Below are 14,573 nucleotides of genomic sequence, written 5' to 3'. Positions count from 1 at the left end.
CTGTGGCGAGGGTCGGGGGCGGGCGGAGGCCCGCAATCAAACAAGGGGTGGGCGGGTGGGAGATCCACGTCTACCCGGCGGAGCTGACATCGTCGCCAGGGCTACCGACGGGGCGGGTGGAAGCACGCAACCAAACAAAGGGCAGATGGGTGGGAGAACTACGCCTGCCCGGCGAAGCCGACGTGGCCACCAGGGCGGCCGACGGGGGCGGGCGGAGGCCCGCAGCGATCCAAAGGGAGAACCACGTCCCCGCGCAGAAACAGCGTTTGGCGTGGTCCGGTGGGGGAAGTGGGACGGCCCTGTTGAAGGCGCGGCCATGGGCGCAGGGAGAACGGTAGTCTTCCCTCCGGGAACGGGGTGGCCGGGAGGGGGTCGCGAAGTGTATCTGAAGACCCTCACCCTGCGTGGGTTCAAGTCGTTCGCCTCCGCCACCGCGCTTCGGTTCGAGCCCGGGATCACCTGTGTGGTCGGGCCCAACGGCTCCGGCAAGTCCAATGTCGTGGACGCGCTGGCCTGGGTCATGGGTGAGCACAGCGCGAAGTCGCTGCGTGGCGGCAAGATGGAGGACGTGATCTTCGCGGGGACGTCCTCCCGTCCTCCGCTCGGGCGGGCCGAGGTCACGCTGACCATCGACAACACCGACGGCGCGCTGCCGATCGACTACACCGAGGTGACGATCAGCCGGCTGATGTTCCGGTCGGGCCAGAGCGAGTATGCGATCAACGGCGACACCTGCCGCCTGCTGGACATTCAGGAGCTGCTCTCCGACTCCGGCATCGGCCGGGAGATGCACGTCATCGTCGGCCAGGGCCAGCTGGACCAGGTCCTGCACGCGGGCCCCGAGGAGCGCAGAGCGTTCATCGAAGAGGCCGCCGGCGTGCTCAAACACCGCAAACGCAAGGAGAAGGCGCTCCGCAAGCTGGACGCCATGCAGGCCAACCTGACCCGGGTCCAGGACCTCGCCACCGAGCTGCGCCGGCAGTTGAAGCCGCTGGGGCGGCAGGCGGAGATCGCCCGTAAGGCGGCGGTGATCCAGGCCGACCTGCGGGACGCCCGGATGCGGCTGCTCGCCGACGATGTGGTGACGTTGCGGGACACGCTCCAGCGGGAGGCCCAGGACGAGGCCGCCGTACAGAGCAGGCGGGCGCAGGTCGAGCGGGAGCACGCGGAGGGCCAGGAGCGGGAGGCCGCGCTGGAGGGCGCGGCCAACGAGGCGCAGCCGAGGCTGACGGCCGCGCAGGAGACCTTCTACCGGCTGTCGGCGCTGCGGGAGCGGCTGCGCGGAGTGGAGAGCCTGGCGGCCGAGCGGGAGCGCAACGCGGCGGACGCGGCGGCGATCGAGCGGCGGGGCCGGGAGCCGGAGGAACTGGAGCGGGAGGCCGCCGAGGTCAGGGAGCAGGAGCGGGAGCTGCAGGAGGCGCTGGCGGAGGCGCAGGAGCGGCTCGCGGTGGCGGTGGAGACCCGGAGCGAGGCCGAGGAGGCGCTGGCGGCCGAGGAGCGCAAGCTGGCCGCCATGGCCAGGGCCGCCGCCGACCGCCGGGAGGCGCTGGCCCGGCTGCGCGGGCAGGTGGATTCGGCCAGGAGCCGGGCGCGGGCCGCCGAGGAGGAGATCGGCCGGCTCGCCAAGGCCCTCGACGACGCCAACACCAGGGCCGAGCGGGCCCAGGCCGAGCACGACGACCAGGAGCAGAGCGAGCCCGCCACCGACCCTGAGCTGATGGCCGAACTGGCCGCCGCCCAGGAGGGCGTGGAGCTGGCCAGGGCCCAGGTCGAGGCCGCCCGCGAGATCGTGGAACAGGCGAAGGGCCTGGTCGAGGAGGCCAAAGCCGCCGTCGCGGCGCCGCGCGCCGCACTGGTGGCGGCCTCCGCCCAGGTCGGTACGGCACGGGCCGCCGACCAGGACGCGCAACGCGCCGTCAGCGCCCTGACCGCCCGCAGGGACGCCCTGGAGCTCAGCCTCTCCGGCGACGGCGAACTGGAATGGGTGACCGGCGAACTGACCGGACCGCCCCGCGCGGTCCTGCTGGCCAAGGACGTCCCCACCGCCGAGCGCCTGCTGGCCGACCGCCCGGACCTGGCCGCCGTGATCGGCCCTGGCGCGGCGTTCGGCGCGCTCACCGGCACCGGCTCGGCCGACAACTCGACCTGGCAGGTCAGGGCCGCCCTGGAGCAGGCCATCGCCGACCTGCGGGCGGCCGGTGACACCGCGGCCGAGCAGGCGTCCGTCCTGGAAGAGGCCGTCGACGCCGAGGCCGGCGCCCGGGAGGCCGTGGAGGTCGCGCAGAGCCGGGTCAACGAGGCCCAGACCGGGGTTTCGGTCGCCCAGAACGGCGTCAACTCGGCGCGGAGCGGGCTGGACGTGGCGCAGGCGGGGCTTGACCGGGTCCGGGGGCGGCAGCGGGCCGCCGACCAGCGGCTGGCGGACGCGGCCAAGCAGCTGGCCCGGCTGGAGGCCGCGGTGAAGGCCGCCCGGGACGAGGGCGCGCGGCTGGCGCTTGCCGTACAGGGGGCGGAGGAGGCCCGGGAGGTGGCGCGGGCCGGGATCGTGGAGCTGGAGGAGCGGCTGGCCGAGGAGGAGTACGCGGGCGAGTTGGAGGCCGAGCCGACCACCGAGGCGCGCGACGAGCTGGCCCTGGCCTGCGGGGTCACCCGGCAGGCCGAGATGGAGGCCAGGCTGACGGTGCGGACCGCCGAGGAGCGGGCCCGGGGGATCGCGGGCCGGGCGGAAAGCCTGCTGCGCGCGGCCCAGCGGGAGCGGGAGGACCGGGCCAGGGCGGCGGCCCAGCGGGAGCGCCGCCGGGTGCAGGCGAAGGTGGCCTCGGCCGTGGTCAAGGGCGCCCAGACGGCGCTGCGGGCCCTGGAGACCTCGCTGACCAGGGCGGCCACCGAGCGGGACGCGGCCGAGACGGTCCGCGAGGCGGTGGATGCCGAGCTGAAGACGGTCCGGGTCCGGGTCAGGGAGCTCGGGGTCGAGCTGGACAAGCTGGTCAACCGGGTGCACGGCAGCGAGATGGCCAGAACCGAGCAGCGCCTGCGGCTGGAGCAGCTGCTGGAGCGGGCCATGGACGAGTACGGCGTGGAGACCGACACCCTGATCGCCGAGTACGGCCCGACCGCGATGGTCCCGGGCGAACCGCCGATCCCCTACGTCCGGGCCGAACAGGAGAAGCGCGCCCGCTTCGCCGACAAGCAGATGACCCAGCTGGGCAAGGTCAACCCGCTCGCGCTGGAGGAGTTCGCGGCCCTGGAGGAGCGGCACACCTTCCTGACCTCGCAGCTGGAGGACCTCAAGAAGACCCGCCGTGACCTGCTGCTGGTGGTCAAGGAGGTGGACGACCGGGTCGAGCAGGTGTTCACGGCCGCCTACGACGACGTGCAGCGCGAGTTCTCGCAGATCTTCGAGCGGGTCTTCCCCGGCGGCGAGGGCCGGCTGCTGCTGACCGACCCGAACGACATGCTGACCACCGGCGTCGAGGTGGAGGCGCGCCCGCCAGGCAAGAAGGTGAAGCGGCTGTCGCTGCTGTCCGGCGGCGAGCGCTCGCTGACCGCGGTGGCCTTCCTGATCTCCATCTTCAAGGCCCGCCCGTCCCCGTTCTACGTGATGGACGAGGTGGAGGCCGCCCTGGACGACACCAACACGCAGCGGCTGCTGACCCTGTTCGAGGAGCTCAGGCAGAGCTCCCAGCTGATCGTGATCACCCACCAGAAGCGCACCATGGAGATCGCCGACGCGCTGTACGGGGTGTCGATGCGCGGCGACGGCGTGACCCAGGTGGTCAGCCAGCGGTTGCGCGAGCACGCCTGACCACGTCCCCGGTCGTTATCTGGAAAACTGACCGGTGTGGATGGTTACCTCGTCATCACCATTGTCGTGATTCTGGCCGCCCTGCTGGCGGCCGGTGGTCTGTTCTTCATGTATCGGCCGAAGGCCCGGAACCTTCCGCCGGTGGACACGCCGCTGGTCGGTGGGGGCGCCGAGGAGGAAGAGGGCGGCGGAACCACCACCGCGACGCTGCCGCCGCCGGCCGAGGAACTGGTCAGGCCGCCGGAGCTGGAGGTCCCGCCGCCGTCGGCGGGCCGGATGGTCCGGCTGCGCGCCCGGCTGGCCCGCTCGCAGAGCACGCTCGGCAGGGGCCTGCTGGAGCTGCTGTCCCGGGACCGGCTGGACGACGAGGCCTGGGACGAGATCGAGGAGACCCTGATCACCGCGGACGTGGGCGTCGGGCCCACCCGGGCCATGGTCGAGGAGCTGCGGACCAGGGTGAAGGTGCTGGGCAGCCGTACCCCGGCCGAGGCGCGCGGGCTGCTCCGCGAGCAGCTGCTCGCCCAGATCAACCCGGAGCTGGACCGCACCCTGCACACCTCCGCGCCGGGGGATCGCCCGGCCGTGCTGCTGGTGGTCGGCGTGAACGGCACCGGCAAGACCACCACCACCGGCAAGCTGGCCCGTTCCCTGATCGGCGACGGCAAGACCGTGGTGCTCGGCGCGGCAGACACGTTCCGGGCCGCCGCCGCCGACCAGTTGCAGACCTGGGGCGACCGGGTGGGCGCGACCGTGGTCCGCGGCCCGGAGGCTGGCGATCCGGCCTCGGTGGCATTCGACGCGGTGGCCCGCGGCATCGCCGACAAGGTGGACGTGGTGATCGTGGACACCGCCGGGCGGCTGCACACCAAGACCGGCCTGATGGACGAGCTCGGCAAGGTAAAGCGGGTCATCGAGAAACGCGCCCAGGTCGACGAGGTGCTGCTGGTGCTGGACGCGACCACGGGACAGAACGGCATGCGCCAGGCGCAGGTGTTCGCGGAGGTGGTGAACATCACCGGTATCGCGCTCACCAAATTGGACGGCACCGCGAAGGGCGGAATCGTCATCTCGGTTCAGCGCGAACTGGGTGTTCCGGTCAAGCTGGTGGGTCTCGGGGAAGGGCCGGACGACCTGGCCCCATTCGATCCCGAGGTCTTCGTGGACGCGCTTCTGGGCGAGTGACTTGCTGCCGTACATCTGGCTGACTGAAGCTTCTGGGTGACTGAATAGCTAATTAAGTGCAATTATCGGGAAATGTCTATTACCGGCCAAAGTATTGTTAATTCGTTGGCTGTTGTGTTGACATTGGCGGGTCCCGAAAGCCATCTGGAAGGCCTCGCTGATGAAGAAGGTCATCGTTCACAAACCCGGTCCGGTCAAGCTGTCCGGCAATGCCAGCGCCAAGCACCTTCCTTGATCGATCAGTGGGACCGGAGCCGAGGGGTTCCGGTCCTCACCGGTGAGGGGAGCCGGCCGATGCGCCATCTGTGGGTGCGCGGGGCTCGCTGGAACGGGGAAAGAGACCTGCCGCGTCTCCTCGTCGCGCCCATCGACGCGCATCGTTCCGGCGGCCCCTACACGGTGGCGGCGGCGCTGCTGGCGGCCCTGGTCCCCGCGGCGCGGCCGGAACTGGTGGCGATGCACGACATCGAGATCAGGGCCGCCGCGCCCGGACTCAGGGACTCCGTCCCGGCCCGGCGGCGCGCCCTGGCCGACCAGGTGCCGGAGGCGGAGCGCGTCCTGGTGCCCGCGCCCCGGCGCACGCTCCGGCTGGCGAACGGGATCGCCGAGTTCGTCCGCGACCACCTGGCCGAGGCCGGCCGGGTCGCGCTGGTCGTGGAGAACGCGCACGAGGCCGACCACACCGACGCGGAACTGCTCGGCGTGCTGCTCCGCCGGATCGACCCGGCCGTGCTGACCGTGGTGCTGTGCACGCCGGTGGCCGAGCCACCGCTGGCCGCCGCCCTGCCCCGGAACGTGGAGACGGTCCCCGGCGCACCCGGGGCGTCCACGCACGCCTGGCCGGTCGCCACCCCCGACCTGGTACGGCGCTACGTCGCGGAAGGCTTCCACCACGCCGCCGCCGAAGCCGGCGCCCGGGCACTGGAACGCGCCCAGGCGGACACCGAGGACTGGTGGGCCCTGATCCACCGCACCGCGGGCGCGCTGGCGGCCACCGACCGCGAGGACGCGGCGCGGGCGCTGTTCGACCTGGCCCGCAGGGAGAGCACCGACCCGGTCAACCGGGCCACGGCCGCGTACGCCACCGCGATGCTGCTGACCCGCCACCACGACCCGGAGAAACGGGACATCGAGGAGGCCAGGGCCTGGATCAACGAGGCCATCACGATCACCGGGCTGCTGCCTGACCCCCGGGTCCGCGCCTTCCACCTGGGCTTCGACCTGAACGGCAAGGCGCTGATCGAGACCAGGCTGGGCCGCCCCCGGGTGGCGCTGCGGCTGGTCGAGGAGGCGATCGCGCTGGCCGAGGGGGACCTGGAGCCGGGCGAGCACCCGATCCACCGGCTGGTCCTGCGTGCCAACCGGGCCCAGCTGACCATGCGGCTCGGCGACCCGGCCGCCGCCCTGGCCGACCTGGACGCGGTGATCGACGCCGACCCGGGCTACCCCGACTACTACATCGATCGGGGCAACCTGCGTTACCGGCTGGGCCGGGCCGCGGACGCGGTCGCCGACTACGAGACCGCGATGCGGGTCGGGCCGCCGTTCCCCGAGGCGTACTACAACCGGGCCGAGATCCGGTTCGCCGAAGGCGACCACGCGGGCGCGCTGGCCGATCTGGACTACGCGATCGAGCTGGATCCCGACTTCGTGGACGCGTACGCCAACCGGGCCGGGCTGCTGGTCGCGATCGGCGAGTACGACCGGGCCAGGTCGGACGCGCGGCTGGGGCTCGCGCTGAATCCGCGCAACGCGTACCTGCTGTGCGCGCTCGGCCAGGCGGAGGCGGCGGTGGCGCGGTACGCGGAGGCGCGCAAGGCCTACGACGCCGCGGTGTTCCACGATCCTGAGCTGGCGGCGGTCTGGGCCAGCCGGGGTGAGCTGGCCTTCGAGCTGGGCGATCCGGAGGGGGCGATCGCCGATCTCAGCCGGGCGATCGAACTCGCCGACGACGCGGCGCTGCGGTTCAACCGGGCGCTCGCGCTGCGATCGGTGGGCAAACACGACCTGGCCCAGGCCGACCTGGTCAGGGCGGCCGAGCTGGACCCCGCCGACGAGGACGTGCGGGCGGCCCTCAGGACGCCAGAAACGCCCTGAACTCGGCCAGGTGCGGTGCTATGTCGATCCGCCTGCCGGCCAGCCAGTCGTCGCTGCCGTAGGTCCCCCGGTAACGTTCGCCGCCGTCGCAGATCAACGTCACCACGCTGCCGTGCTCCCCGGCCGCCCGCATCTCCCTGATGATCTGCACCACGGCCGCCATGTTGGTCCCGGTGGAGCCGCCCACGTCCCGATGGGTGACCTCGCGGGTCCAGCGCATGGCCGCGATGGACACCGCGTCCGGCACCTGGGTCATCCGGTCGATCACCGTCGGCAGGAACGACGGCTCCACCCGGGGGCGGCCGATGCCCTCGATCCGGGAGCCGGCGGCGGTGCCGTCCTGGCCGGAGACCCAGGACGGGTAGAAGGCCGAGCCCTCGGGGTCGGCCACGCACAGGCGGGTCTGGTGGCGGCGGTAGCGGATGTAGCGGCCGATGGTGGCCGAGGTGCCGCCGGTGCCGGCGCCGACCACGATCCAGGCGGGGGTGGGGTGCCGTTCCAGCGCCAGCTGGTCGAAGATCGATTCGGCGATGTTGTTGTTGCCGCGCCAGTCGGTGGCCCGCTCGGCGTAGGTGAACTGGTCCATGTAGTGGCCGCCGGTCTCGGCCGCCAGCCGGGCCGACTCCTCGTAGATCTTCCCGGGGTCGTCCACCAGGTGGCACTTGCCGCCGTAGAACTCGATGATGTCGCGTTTCTCCGGTGAGGTGGTGGCCGGGATGACCGCGATGAACGGGAGTCCGAGCAGGCGGGCGAAGTAGGCCTCGCTGACGGCGGTGGAGCCGCTGGAGGCTTCGATGACCGTGGTGGCGGGGCCGATCCAGCCGTTGGCCAGGCCGTACAGGAAGAGGGAGCGGGCGAGGCGATGTTTGAGTGAACCGGTTGGGTGCACCGATTCGTCTTTCAGGTAGAGGTCCACGCCCCAGTGCGGGGGGAGGGGGAAGACGTGCAGGTGGGTGTCGCAGCTGCGGTTGGAGTCGGCCTCCACGGCCCGGATGGCCTCGGCGGCCCACGCGCGCGTCGCCGGATCGTGCCGGTCCAAGTGCTTCATGCCGCTAACTGTAACGAGTGCCGTACGCCACACTTCCTTCCAAATCGAGGCGATAGTGTTATGATAATGAGACTTGTCCGGCGGGTGAGTGATCAAACTCCCGGGCTCCTGGTGCTCCCGTCCGAACCCCTTTCGCCGGCTAACACCCCGCTTACGGGTCACCTGGCACTATAACGATGTCCACGACGGTTCGCCGTATCCGCATGGGTCCGTTCCGGAGGGGTAACGGGGGAGAAAGTTCCAGGGGGGATGACATGATCTCGATGAGTGACGAGCAGCGTCAGGCCTGGTTCGAGCGCGACGTGGTGCCCGTGACCAGCCAGTTGTACGCCTCGGCCATGCGTCTCACCCGCAACCCCGCCGACGCGGAGGATCTGGTCCAGGAGACGGTGACGAAGGCGTTCACCTCCTACCACCAGTTTCGGGAGGGCACCAACCTGAAGGCGTGGCTGCACCGCATTCTCACCAACAACTTCATCAACGACTACCGGAAGAAGCAGCGCTCGCCGAAGCTGTCGGCCGCCGAGGAGATCGAGGACTGGCAGCTGGCCGCGGCCGAGTCGCACATGTCGACCGGGCTGAAGTCGGCCGAGACCGAGGCGCTGGAGTCGCTGCCGGACAACGTGGTGATGAACGCGCTCCGCTCGCTGCCGGAGGACTTCCGGGTCGCGGTCTACCTGGCCGACGTGGAGGGCTTCGCCTACAAGGAGATCGCGGACCGGATGGGCACGCCGATCGGGACGGTGATGTCCCGTCTGCACCGGGGCCGGCGGCAGCTGCGCGGCATGCTGGAGGGCTACGCCCGCGAGGAGGGCGTCGTCCGGGAGGGGGAACGCGTCGCGGCCTGAACCCCTAGGAGGCCGCGATCAACGCGATCGCCCCTAATGCGCTGACCACCCCGGCGATCTGCAGGGAGCTCAGCCGTTCCCCCAGCACATATCGGGCCAGCAGTAGCGTGCTGGCCGGGTAAAGCGACACCAGCACGGTCACCAGGATCAGCATTCCGCGCTGGGCGGCCAGCAGGAACAGCACGTTGGCCGCCATGTCCAGCACCCCGGCCGCGATGGTCACCCGCCACGTCCCGGGGGCCGGGCGCATGCTCCGCCGCGTCGCCAGCGCCAGCAGCGCGACCAGCCCGATCGACGCGATCCGCGCCCCCACCAGCGGCCACAGCCCCGCGTCCGCGGGCGCCAGCTTGAGCAGGATGAAGAACCCGCCGAAGCCGGCCCCGGAGGCGAGCGCGTTCAGCACCGGGCCCAGGGTGATCCGCCCGGTGCCGCCGGGCTCCCGGCTCACCAGCAGCACCGCGAGCAGCCCGAGCGCCACGCCGCTCATCGCCGGCGCCGACGGACGTTCGCCCACGATCAGCCCGAACAGCACCGGTACGGCCATCGCCGTGGTGGCCGTGATCGGCGCCACCACCGACATCTTGCCCGCCGCCAGGCCGCGGTAGAACAGCACGATGCCCAGCCCGCCGGCCACCCCGGCGGCCATGCCCCACAGCAGCGCGCCGGTGCTGGCGACCCCCGGCAGGAACGGCAGCAGCGCCAGCACCAGCACCATCCCGCCCAGCTGGGAGCAGACCACGACGGCGAGCACCCGGGACCTGCGCGTGGCCAGCCCGCCGAAGAAGTCGGCGGTGCCGAAGATGACCGCACACGCCGTCGCGAGCGCCACTGCTGTCACGCTAACCCCCCGTAATTGTGAAGCGAACCCCAATACCTTACAAAGAGATCGAAAGTTCGCGGACCTCGCGGGCGCGCCTCCAGAAGCGTGATAACCCTGCGGAGTCACGGGATGGAGTCCCATGATTACCCCATGAACATGCGAGGGGTTGCCCGATGCTGGGTACATCCCTCACTGCGCGCATCCACTGTGCGCATCGATACGTCAGCTGGGGGTGGCCGGTGAGTGAGTCTCGTGCCACCGTGGAGAAACTCCGTGCCGAACTGGCCAACGTCGGAGTGGACGACGCGTACGAGATCGGCGATGACGCTACGCTCTCCGTTTGGATCGGCCTTGTCGTGAGCTACCGTGACGGCTTCTTCCGCTGGCAGGAAGGCGCGGTGAAACGCCGCCACCTGGGTACGGATCCGGTTGGATGCGCCATCCGAGTGGCCCGACGGTATGCCGAGTTGCAGGCCGACGTGCCGCCCTGGTGGGAGGACTTGGCCAAGGTCTTACGGGGGGACGCGGCCGAGGACTATCCCTAGTCCCCGCCTGCCTCGGGGGGATGAATGCGTCTGGGACTCGTGTTGCTCATGGCGGTCACGGGCTGTAGCACGGCGATTACCGGCACGGCCGCCCCGGGCGCGCCCGCGCCGCGGTCGATCCCGGCCCTACCGCCCCCGGCCGTCGATCCGGCGACGCTGGCGCAGCGGCTGTCCGCGATCCAGCCGGGCTGGCCCCGGCCGCGCTATCCCGTGGCGCCGCACGCCAGGGAGATCGACTGCCGCCGGCTCAAGTGCGTCGCCCTCACCTTCGACGACGGCCCCGGCGACGAGACCGGCCAGGTGCTGGACGCGCTGGCCCAGCACGGCGCCAAGGCGACCTTCTACATCGTCGGCAAGATGGTGACCGAGAAGACCGCCGGGCTGCTGCGCCGGATGGTGACCGAGGGTCACGAACTGGGCAACCACTCCTGGGACCACCCGTCGTTGCCCTCGCTGTCCTCCGATGGGCTCAAGAGCCAGCTGGTCCGGACCCAGCACGCGGTGGGGCAGGTCACCGGGGTGCGGATGCGGACGATGCGCCCGCCGTACGGGGCGACCAACCGGTCGGTGGCGGCGATGACCCGCCGGTACGGCATGGCGCAGATCATGTGGGGGCTGGACACTCTGGATTGGCGGGACCGGAACTCCGATCTGGTGGCCAAACGCTGCCAGAAGGCCAAGGAGGGCGATGTCATCCTGATGCACGACATCCACGCGTCCACCGTGCGGGCGGTGCCGATGCTGCTCGACATGCTGGACGCGAAGGGCTTCACCTACGTCACCGTCACCGAGCTGTTCGGCCGGCTGACCCCGGGCCAGGAGTACTTCCACGCGCGTAAGGAGCGGACCGCGTAGCGGATACGGTGTGGCCTATGGCGTTCAGCGGGATTCCGGACGAGGCGTTCATGTTCTACGAGGGCTTGGAGGCGGACAACTCCAAGTCCTACTGGAACGCCAACAAGCACGTGTACGACAGCATGGTCAAAGCCCCGGTGGCGGCCCTGCTGGACGACCTGGCGGACGAGTTCGGCACGCCGCACCTGTTCCGCCCTTATCGCGACGTCCGTTTTTCCAAGGATAAAACGCCGTATAAGGACCATCAGGGCGGATATATCCAGATTCTCGATGGTGTGGGGTATTACCTGCATATCGGCGCGGATGGCCTCTACGTCGCCGCCGGCTGGTGGTCGCCCGGCGAAATGACGAACCGTTTCCGGACCGCCCTGGACGATGACGCCATCGGGTCGGAACTGGAAAAGATCGTCGACGGCTTGCGTTCCGAGTTCCGGATCTCCGGAGAGCGGCTGAAAACCCGCCCCCGTGGCGCACCGGAAGACCATCCCCGGCTGGATCTGCTCCGCCACAAGTCCCTTTACGCGGCTCGCCAGTACGAGCCGGAACTCTGGGTGCACACCCCCGAGGCGCTGGACCGGGTCCGCGACACCTGGCGGACCCTGACCCCGCTGGTCGACTGGTTGCGGGTCAGACTGAGCTGACCCGGTACGGCCCGCGTCCCCACCGCGCAAGCCGTACCCACACTGACGATCAGTTCAGCACATACTGAAACACGACAGCGACGAGAGCGATGATCGCCCAGGCGCCGAACAGCGCCGCATAGAAACTTCCACTCACGATTCTCATCGGAAGCCCCCTTCCTCTGCCATTGAGCGTGCGGTATGGGGATTGCAATTGGCTTGAGTCCTACTTGGGGCCCTTCGCACCTTTAGCGGCATTGATCTTCTGAATGACCCCGCAGCCGATTCGCGGTCCCGCGTCGCCGGTCTTGAGGGTGACCTCGTCCGGGCCGTTCGGCGCGTACCGCTCGGGGATGTAGGCCAGGTTGTCCCGCAGGCCGTGCACGATGATCGCGCTGCCGTCGGCGTCGGTGAGCTGGGCCACTCGGAAGCGGTCGGTGCTGAACGAGGCCGTGCCCTTGCCGTCCTTGCCGACCAGCAGGGGCGGCAGGTCGCCGGAGTGGTCGGCGTGGTTGTGCCCGCCGGGGGCGAGGTCGAGATGCGCGCCCGCGGTGAAGAATGGCGATGCGAGCTTGGTCGCCGGGTCGATCGCCTTCGGCTCGCACTTGCCGACGGTGTGGACGTGGAAACCGTGGTATCCGGGCGCGAGGTTCCGGACGTGGACCGTGACCAGGGATCTGCCGTGATCCCTGCTCTTCACGGTGAGTGTGCCGAGGCGGGCGCCTTTCGCGTCCCGGATGGCGGCCCGCACCGGCTTGTCATGCTGGGACGCCTCCGCGATGGTGGCCACTCCGGCGACGGCCAGGCCGATGCCGATGGTCGCCGCCAGGGCGGTGTTCATGACGCGCTGGGTCATTGCTGTGTTCTCCTCCGTATGCGCTGATGTCTCCTCTGTCGCACACGGGGGCGGCATCGGTTCGCGCGCCACGGCGGGATCCCCTGCTCAGGGTTCCAACTTCTCCGGGGGAGAAAAGCGGAACGCCCGCCCCAACCGGGACGGGCGTTCTAAAACGAGCGGCTAGATGAATGAGTCCAAGGCGTAGCTGCGGAGATAGGGCGAGGATGCCCACGCTCAGTTTGTGACGACCAAGTTAGACACCCTCGCAACCGCACTGTACGTGAAGGTCGATGATCTGCTGAAGGCTTCACCGGGCCCGACTCCTGGGCACCGGAAGCCAGCCACCGTCGCCGCCAGGTAGTCCCGGGCATCGTCTCCAACCACGCCAACAACCTGAGCGCCCCAGTCCGCCGCGAATAGTGTGTGTGCTTGTTGGCGCTTCGCAACGGAGGGCGGTCCAGGCGCTCCACGATCTGCTCCGTACTGGCGCAGGTGGCCGGCCATGCCTCAGGTATCGAACGGGGCGGGAACTTGGCCCAGAGTTGCCTGAGCGCCTCGCCGGCGGCGGAGGCGGCACCTTGCCAATGACCGCCGGCCTGAGATCGGGTCTCCTGCTCAGGAGGTTGAGTCCGGATGGTCGTGAGGGGTCCCCGAACAGGGTGCGCAGAGACTCGGGGTTGTAGCCCGGAGCCGGCGGCGCAGGCGTCTGGGCGGGCTTGCTGGCCCGCCGCTGGTGGTAGGCCCGGGTGTTGACGATGACTTCGTGCTGGTCGGGAGCGGTGTAGAGCTGGGTGGTCTCCAGCGAGGCGTGCGCGAGGATCCACTGGACATCGGTGATGGACATTTCTGGGTCCTGGGCCATCCGCCAAGCGGCCGTGTGCCGCAGGTCGTGGATGCCCCAGTTTGAGCCGAGCAACTCGTTGGCGCGCTGGAACATGGCGCGGGCCGCCGCGTAGGTGAGCGGCCGAAACGGCCGCCGGAGCGTGAACCACAACGGCTGGTCGCGGCCCCGGGGAGCTCCCCGCTTCCAGATCTCTTCCTGGTAGAGCCGCAGCCAGACGAACGCGTCCGGCGAGGCCGGGATCTGCTGGATATCCCGGCTGCCCTTACGGGTCACCGAGATCAACTGGTCACCCGGATACACGTCACCCTGGAAGGAGTCCAGCAACTCCTCGGCACGGGCACCGGTCGACACCCAGAACGCCAGCAGAGCCCGGTCCCGGTGGTATTTCAACCCGGCGAAGATCTCGTTGAACTGCTCGTCGCAGATCCGCTTCGAAACTTTGGGCCGGTAACGACCCTTCCGCCCACGCTTGAACTGGTCCATCGGATTGTGGTGGGCGTTGGCCCGGCCCGCACGCCGCGACCGGTCCAGCGGGAACGGGTTGATGATGGGACCCTGGCCAGTCTCCAGGTGGACGTCATAGAAGGTGCGCAAGGTCGACTCGGCGCGCGCCCTGGTCGCGGGCGCGTACTTGAGGCCAGGCCCTGCCTTCCCGTCACCGGGTTCGCCCCCGCCGACGCACGCTTCACCGTTCCGGGCTTCTCATCTGAGGCTGGTGGCGAAGCCCCATCCCGATAACGCCAATGAACTCGAGTCGGCTTGTCCGCGATCCGCATCCACCGCAGGAAATCCCGGCCCTCTATCGTGGTCACGTGGTTCCACGCAACCCCGACAGCAGCCAGCCACCGCCACCACAGCAACAAGTCGTTGCCGTAGGCTCTCAGCGTCGAAACCGACTTTTCCTCCGCCTGGAGCCCGGCGAAGAAAACAGCCACCGGCTCCACCAGTACACCGTCAGCATCCAGCAGCTGGAACGGCCCCATGCATTCCCGGTCTCGGCCAGCCGTCCCAAATCGAGTACGACCACCCTCGCCAGATCCCGCTGATCATTCCCACCGACCATGAGGCGGG

General features: G+C 70.0%; 12 protein-coding genes and 1 pseudogene. 8 read left to right on the top strand and 5 right to left on the bottom strand.

Features of this window, described 5'->3' with window-relative positions; genetic code table 11:
* Window positions 1–379: 379 nt before the first annotated feature.
* The 3 genes from Acor_RS09875 (at window position 380) to Acor_RS09865 (ending at window position 7,084) form a co-directional block, all read left to right on the top strand.
* Window positions 380–3,805 (top strand): chromosome segregation SMC family protein, encoded by a 3,426-nt coding sequence (locus Acor_RS09875; protein ID WP_155336275.1) that lies wholly within the window; start codon window positions 380–382, stop codon window positions 3,803–3,805.
* Between the two features lie 36 nt (window positions 3,806–3,841).
* On the top strand, window positions 3,842–4,987 hold the full coding sequence (ftsY, locus tag Acor_RS09870; RefSeq protein WP_155336274.1) for a signal recognition particle-docking protein FtsY: 1,146 nt from the start codon (window positions 3,842–3,844) through the stop codon (window positions 4,985–4,987).
* Between the two features lie 294 nt (window positions 4,988–5,281).
* Window positions 5,282–7,084, top strand: a complete 1,803-nt coding sequence (locus Acor_RS09865; RefSeq protein ID WP_155336273.1) for a tetratricopeptide repeat protein — start codon at window positions 5,282–5,284, stop codon at window positions 7,082–7,084.
* On the opposite strand, the gene Acor_RS09860 is transcribed toward Acor_RS09865, so the two are convergent.
* Window positions 7,062–8,132, bottom strand: coding sequence for a PLP-dependent cysteine synthase family protein (locus Acor_RS09860; RefSeq protein WP_155336272.1), 1,071 nt, complete (start codon window positions 8,130–8,132; stop codon window positions 7,062–7,064). The genes Acor_RS09865 and Acor_RS09860 overlap by 23 nt on opposite strands.
* A gap of 254 nt (window positions 8,133–8,386) precedes the next feature.
* On the opposite strand from Acor_RS09860, the gene Acor_RS09855 reads away from it, so the two are divergent.
* On the top strand, window positions 8,387–8,980 hold the full coding sequence (locus Acor_RS09855; RefSeq protein WP_155336271.1) for a sigma-70 family RNA polymerase sigma factor: 594 nt from the start codon (window positions 8,387–8,389) through the stop codon (window positions 8,978–8,980).
* A 4-nt stretch (window positions 8,981–8,984) separates the two neighbouring features.
* On the opposite strand, the gene Acor_RS09850 is transcribed toward Acor_RS09855, so the two are convergent.
* On the bottom strand, window positions 8,985–9,809 hold the full coding sequence (locus Acor_RS09850; protein ID WP_246238538.1) for a DMT family transporter: 825 nt from the start codon (window positions 9,807–9,809) through the stop codon (window positions 8,985–8,987).
* Between the two features lie 230 nt (window positions 9,810–10,039).
* Between Acor_RS09850 and Acor_RS09845 the strand changes: the two genes are divergently transcribed.
* The 3 genes from Acor_RS09845 to Acor_RS09835 are packed head-to-tail and all read left to right on the top strand — an operon-like array spanning window position 10,040 to window position 11,841.
* Window positions 10,040–10,345, top strand: a complete 306-nt coding sequence (locus Acor_RS09845; protein ID WP_155336269.1) for a hypothetical protein — start codon at window positions 10,040–10,042, stop codon at window positions 10,343–10,345.
* A gap of 24 nt (window positions 10,346–10,369) precedes the next feature.
* A complete protein-coding gene (locus Acor_RS09840) occupies window positions 10,370–11,200 on the top strand; it encodes a polysaccharide deacetylase family protein (protein ID WP_155336268.1) in 831 nt (276 codons plus the stop codon).
* A 17-nt stretch (window positions 11,201–11,217) separates the two neighbouring features.
* Window positions 11,218–11,841, top strand: coding sequence for a DUF2461 domain-containing protein (locus Acor_RS09835; RefSeq protein ID WP_155336267.1), 624 nt, complete (start codon window positions 11,218–11,220; stop codon window positions 11,839–11,841).
* 205 nt (window positions 11,842–12,046) lie between these two features.
* Here the strand turns inward: Acor_RS09835 and Acor_RS09830 are convergent, their stop codons facing one another.
* Entirely contained in the window at window positions 12,047–12,676 is a 630-nt protein-coding gene (locus Acor_RS09830) for a superoxide dismutase family protein (protein WP_170316863.1), read from the bottom strand.
* Between the two features lie 223 nt (window positions 12,677–12,899).
* On the opposite strand from Acor_RS09830, the pseudogene Acor_RS46205 reads away from it, so the two are divergent.
* Window positions 12,900–12,995 (top strand): annotated as a pseudogene (locus tag Acor_RS46205) (IS982 family transposase); the annotation flags it as partial.
* Here the strand turns inward: Acor_RS46205 and Acor_RS09825 are convergent.
* A complete protein-coding gene (locus tag Acor_RS09825) occupies window positions 12,966–13,985 on the bottom strand; it encodes a tyrosine-type recombinase/integrase (RefSeq protein WP_218034209.1) in 1,020 nt (339 codons plus the stop codon). The pseudogene Acor_RS46205 and the gene Acor_RS09825 sit on opposite strands and share 30 nt — an antisense overlap.
* Complete coding sequence (locus Acor_RS46200; protein WP_218034208.1) at window positions 13,889–14,485, bottom strand: site-specific integrase; 597 nt, start codon at window positions 14,483–14,485, stop codon at window positions 13,889–13,891. Before Acor_RS46200 ends, Acor_RS09825 begins: the two co-directional genes overlap by 97 nt.
* Window positions 14,486–14,573 lie beyond the last annotated feature (88 nt).

The organism is Acrocarpospora corrugata, from assembly GCF_009687845.1.
Lineage (GTDB): Bacteria > Actinomycetota > Actinomycetes > Streptosporangiales > Streptosporangiaceae > Acrocarpospora > Acrocarpospora corrugata.
This window is presented reverse-complemented; position numbering and strand designations above follow the sequence as displayed.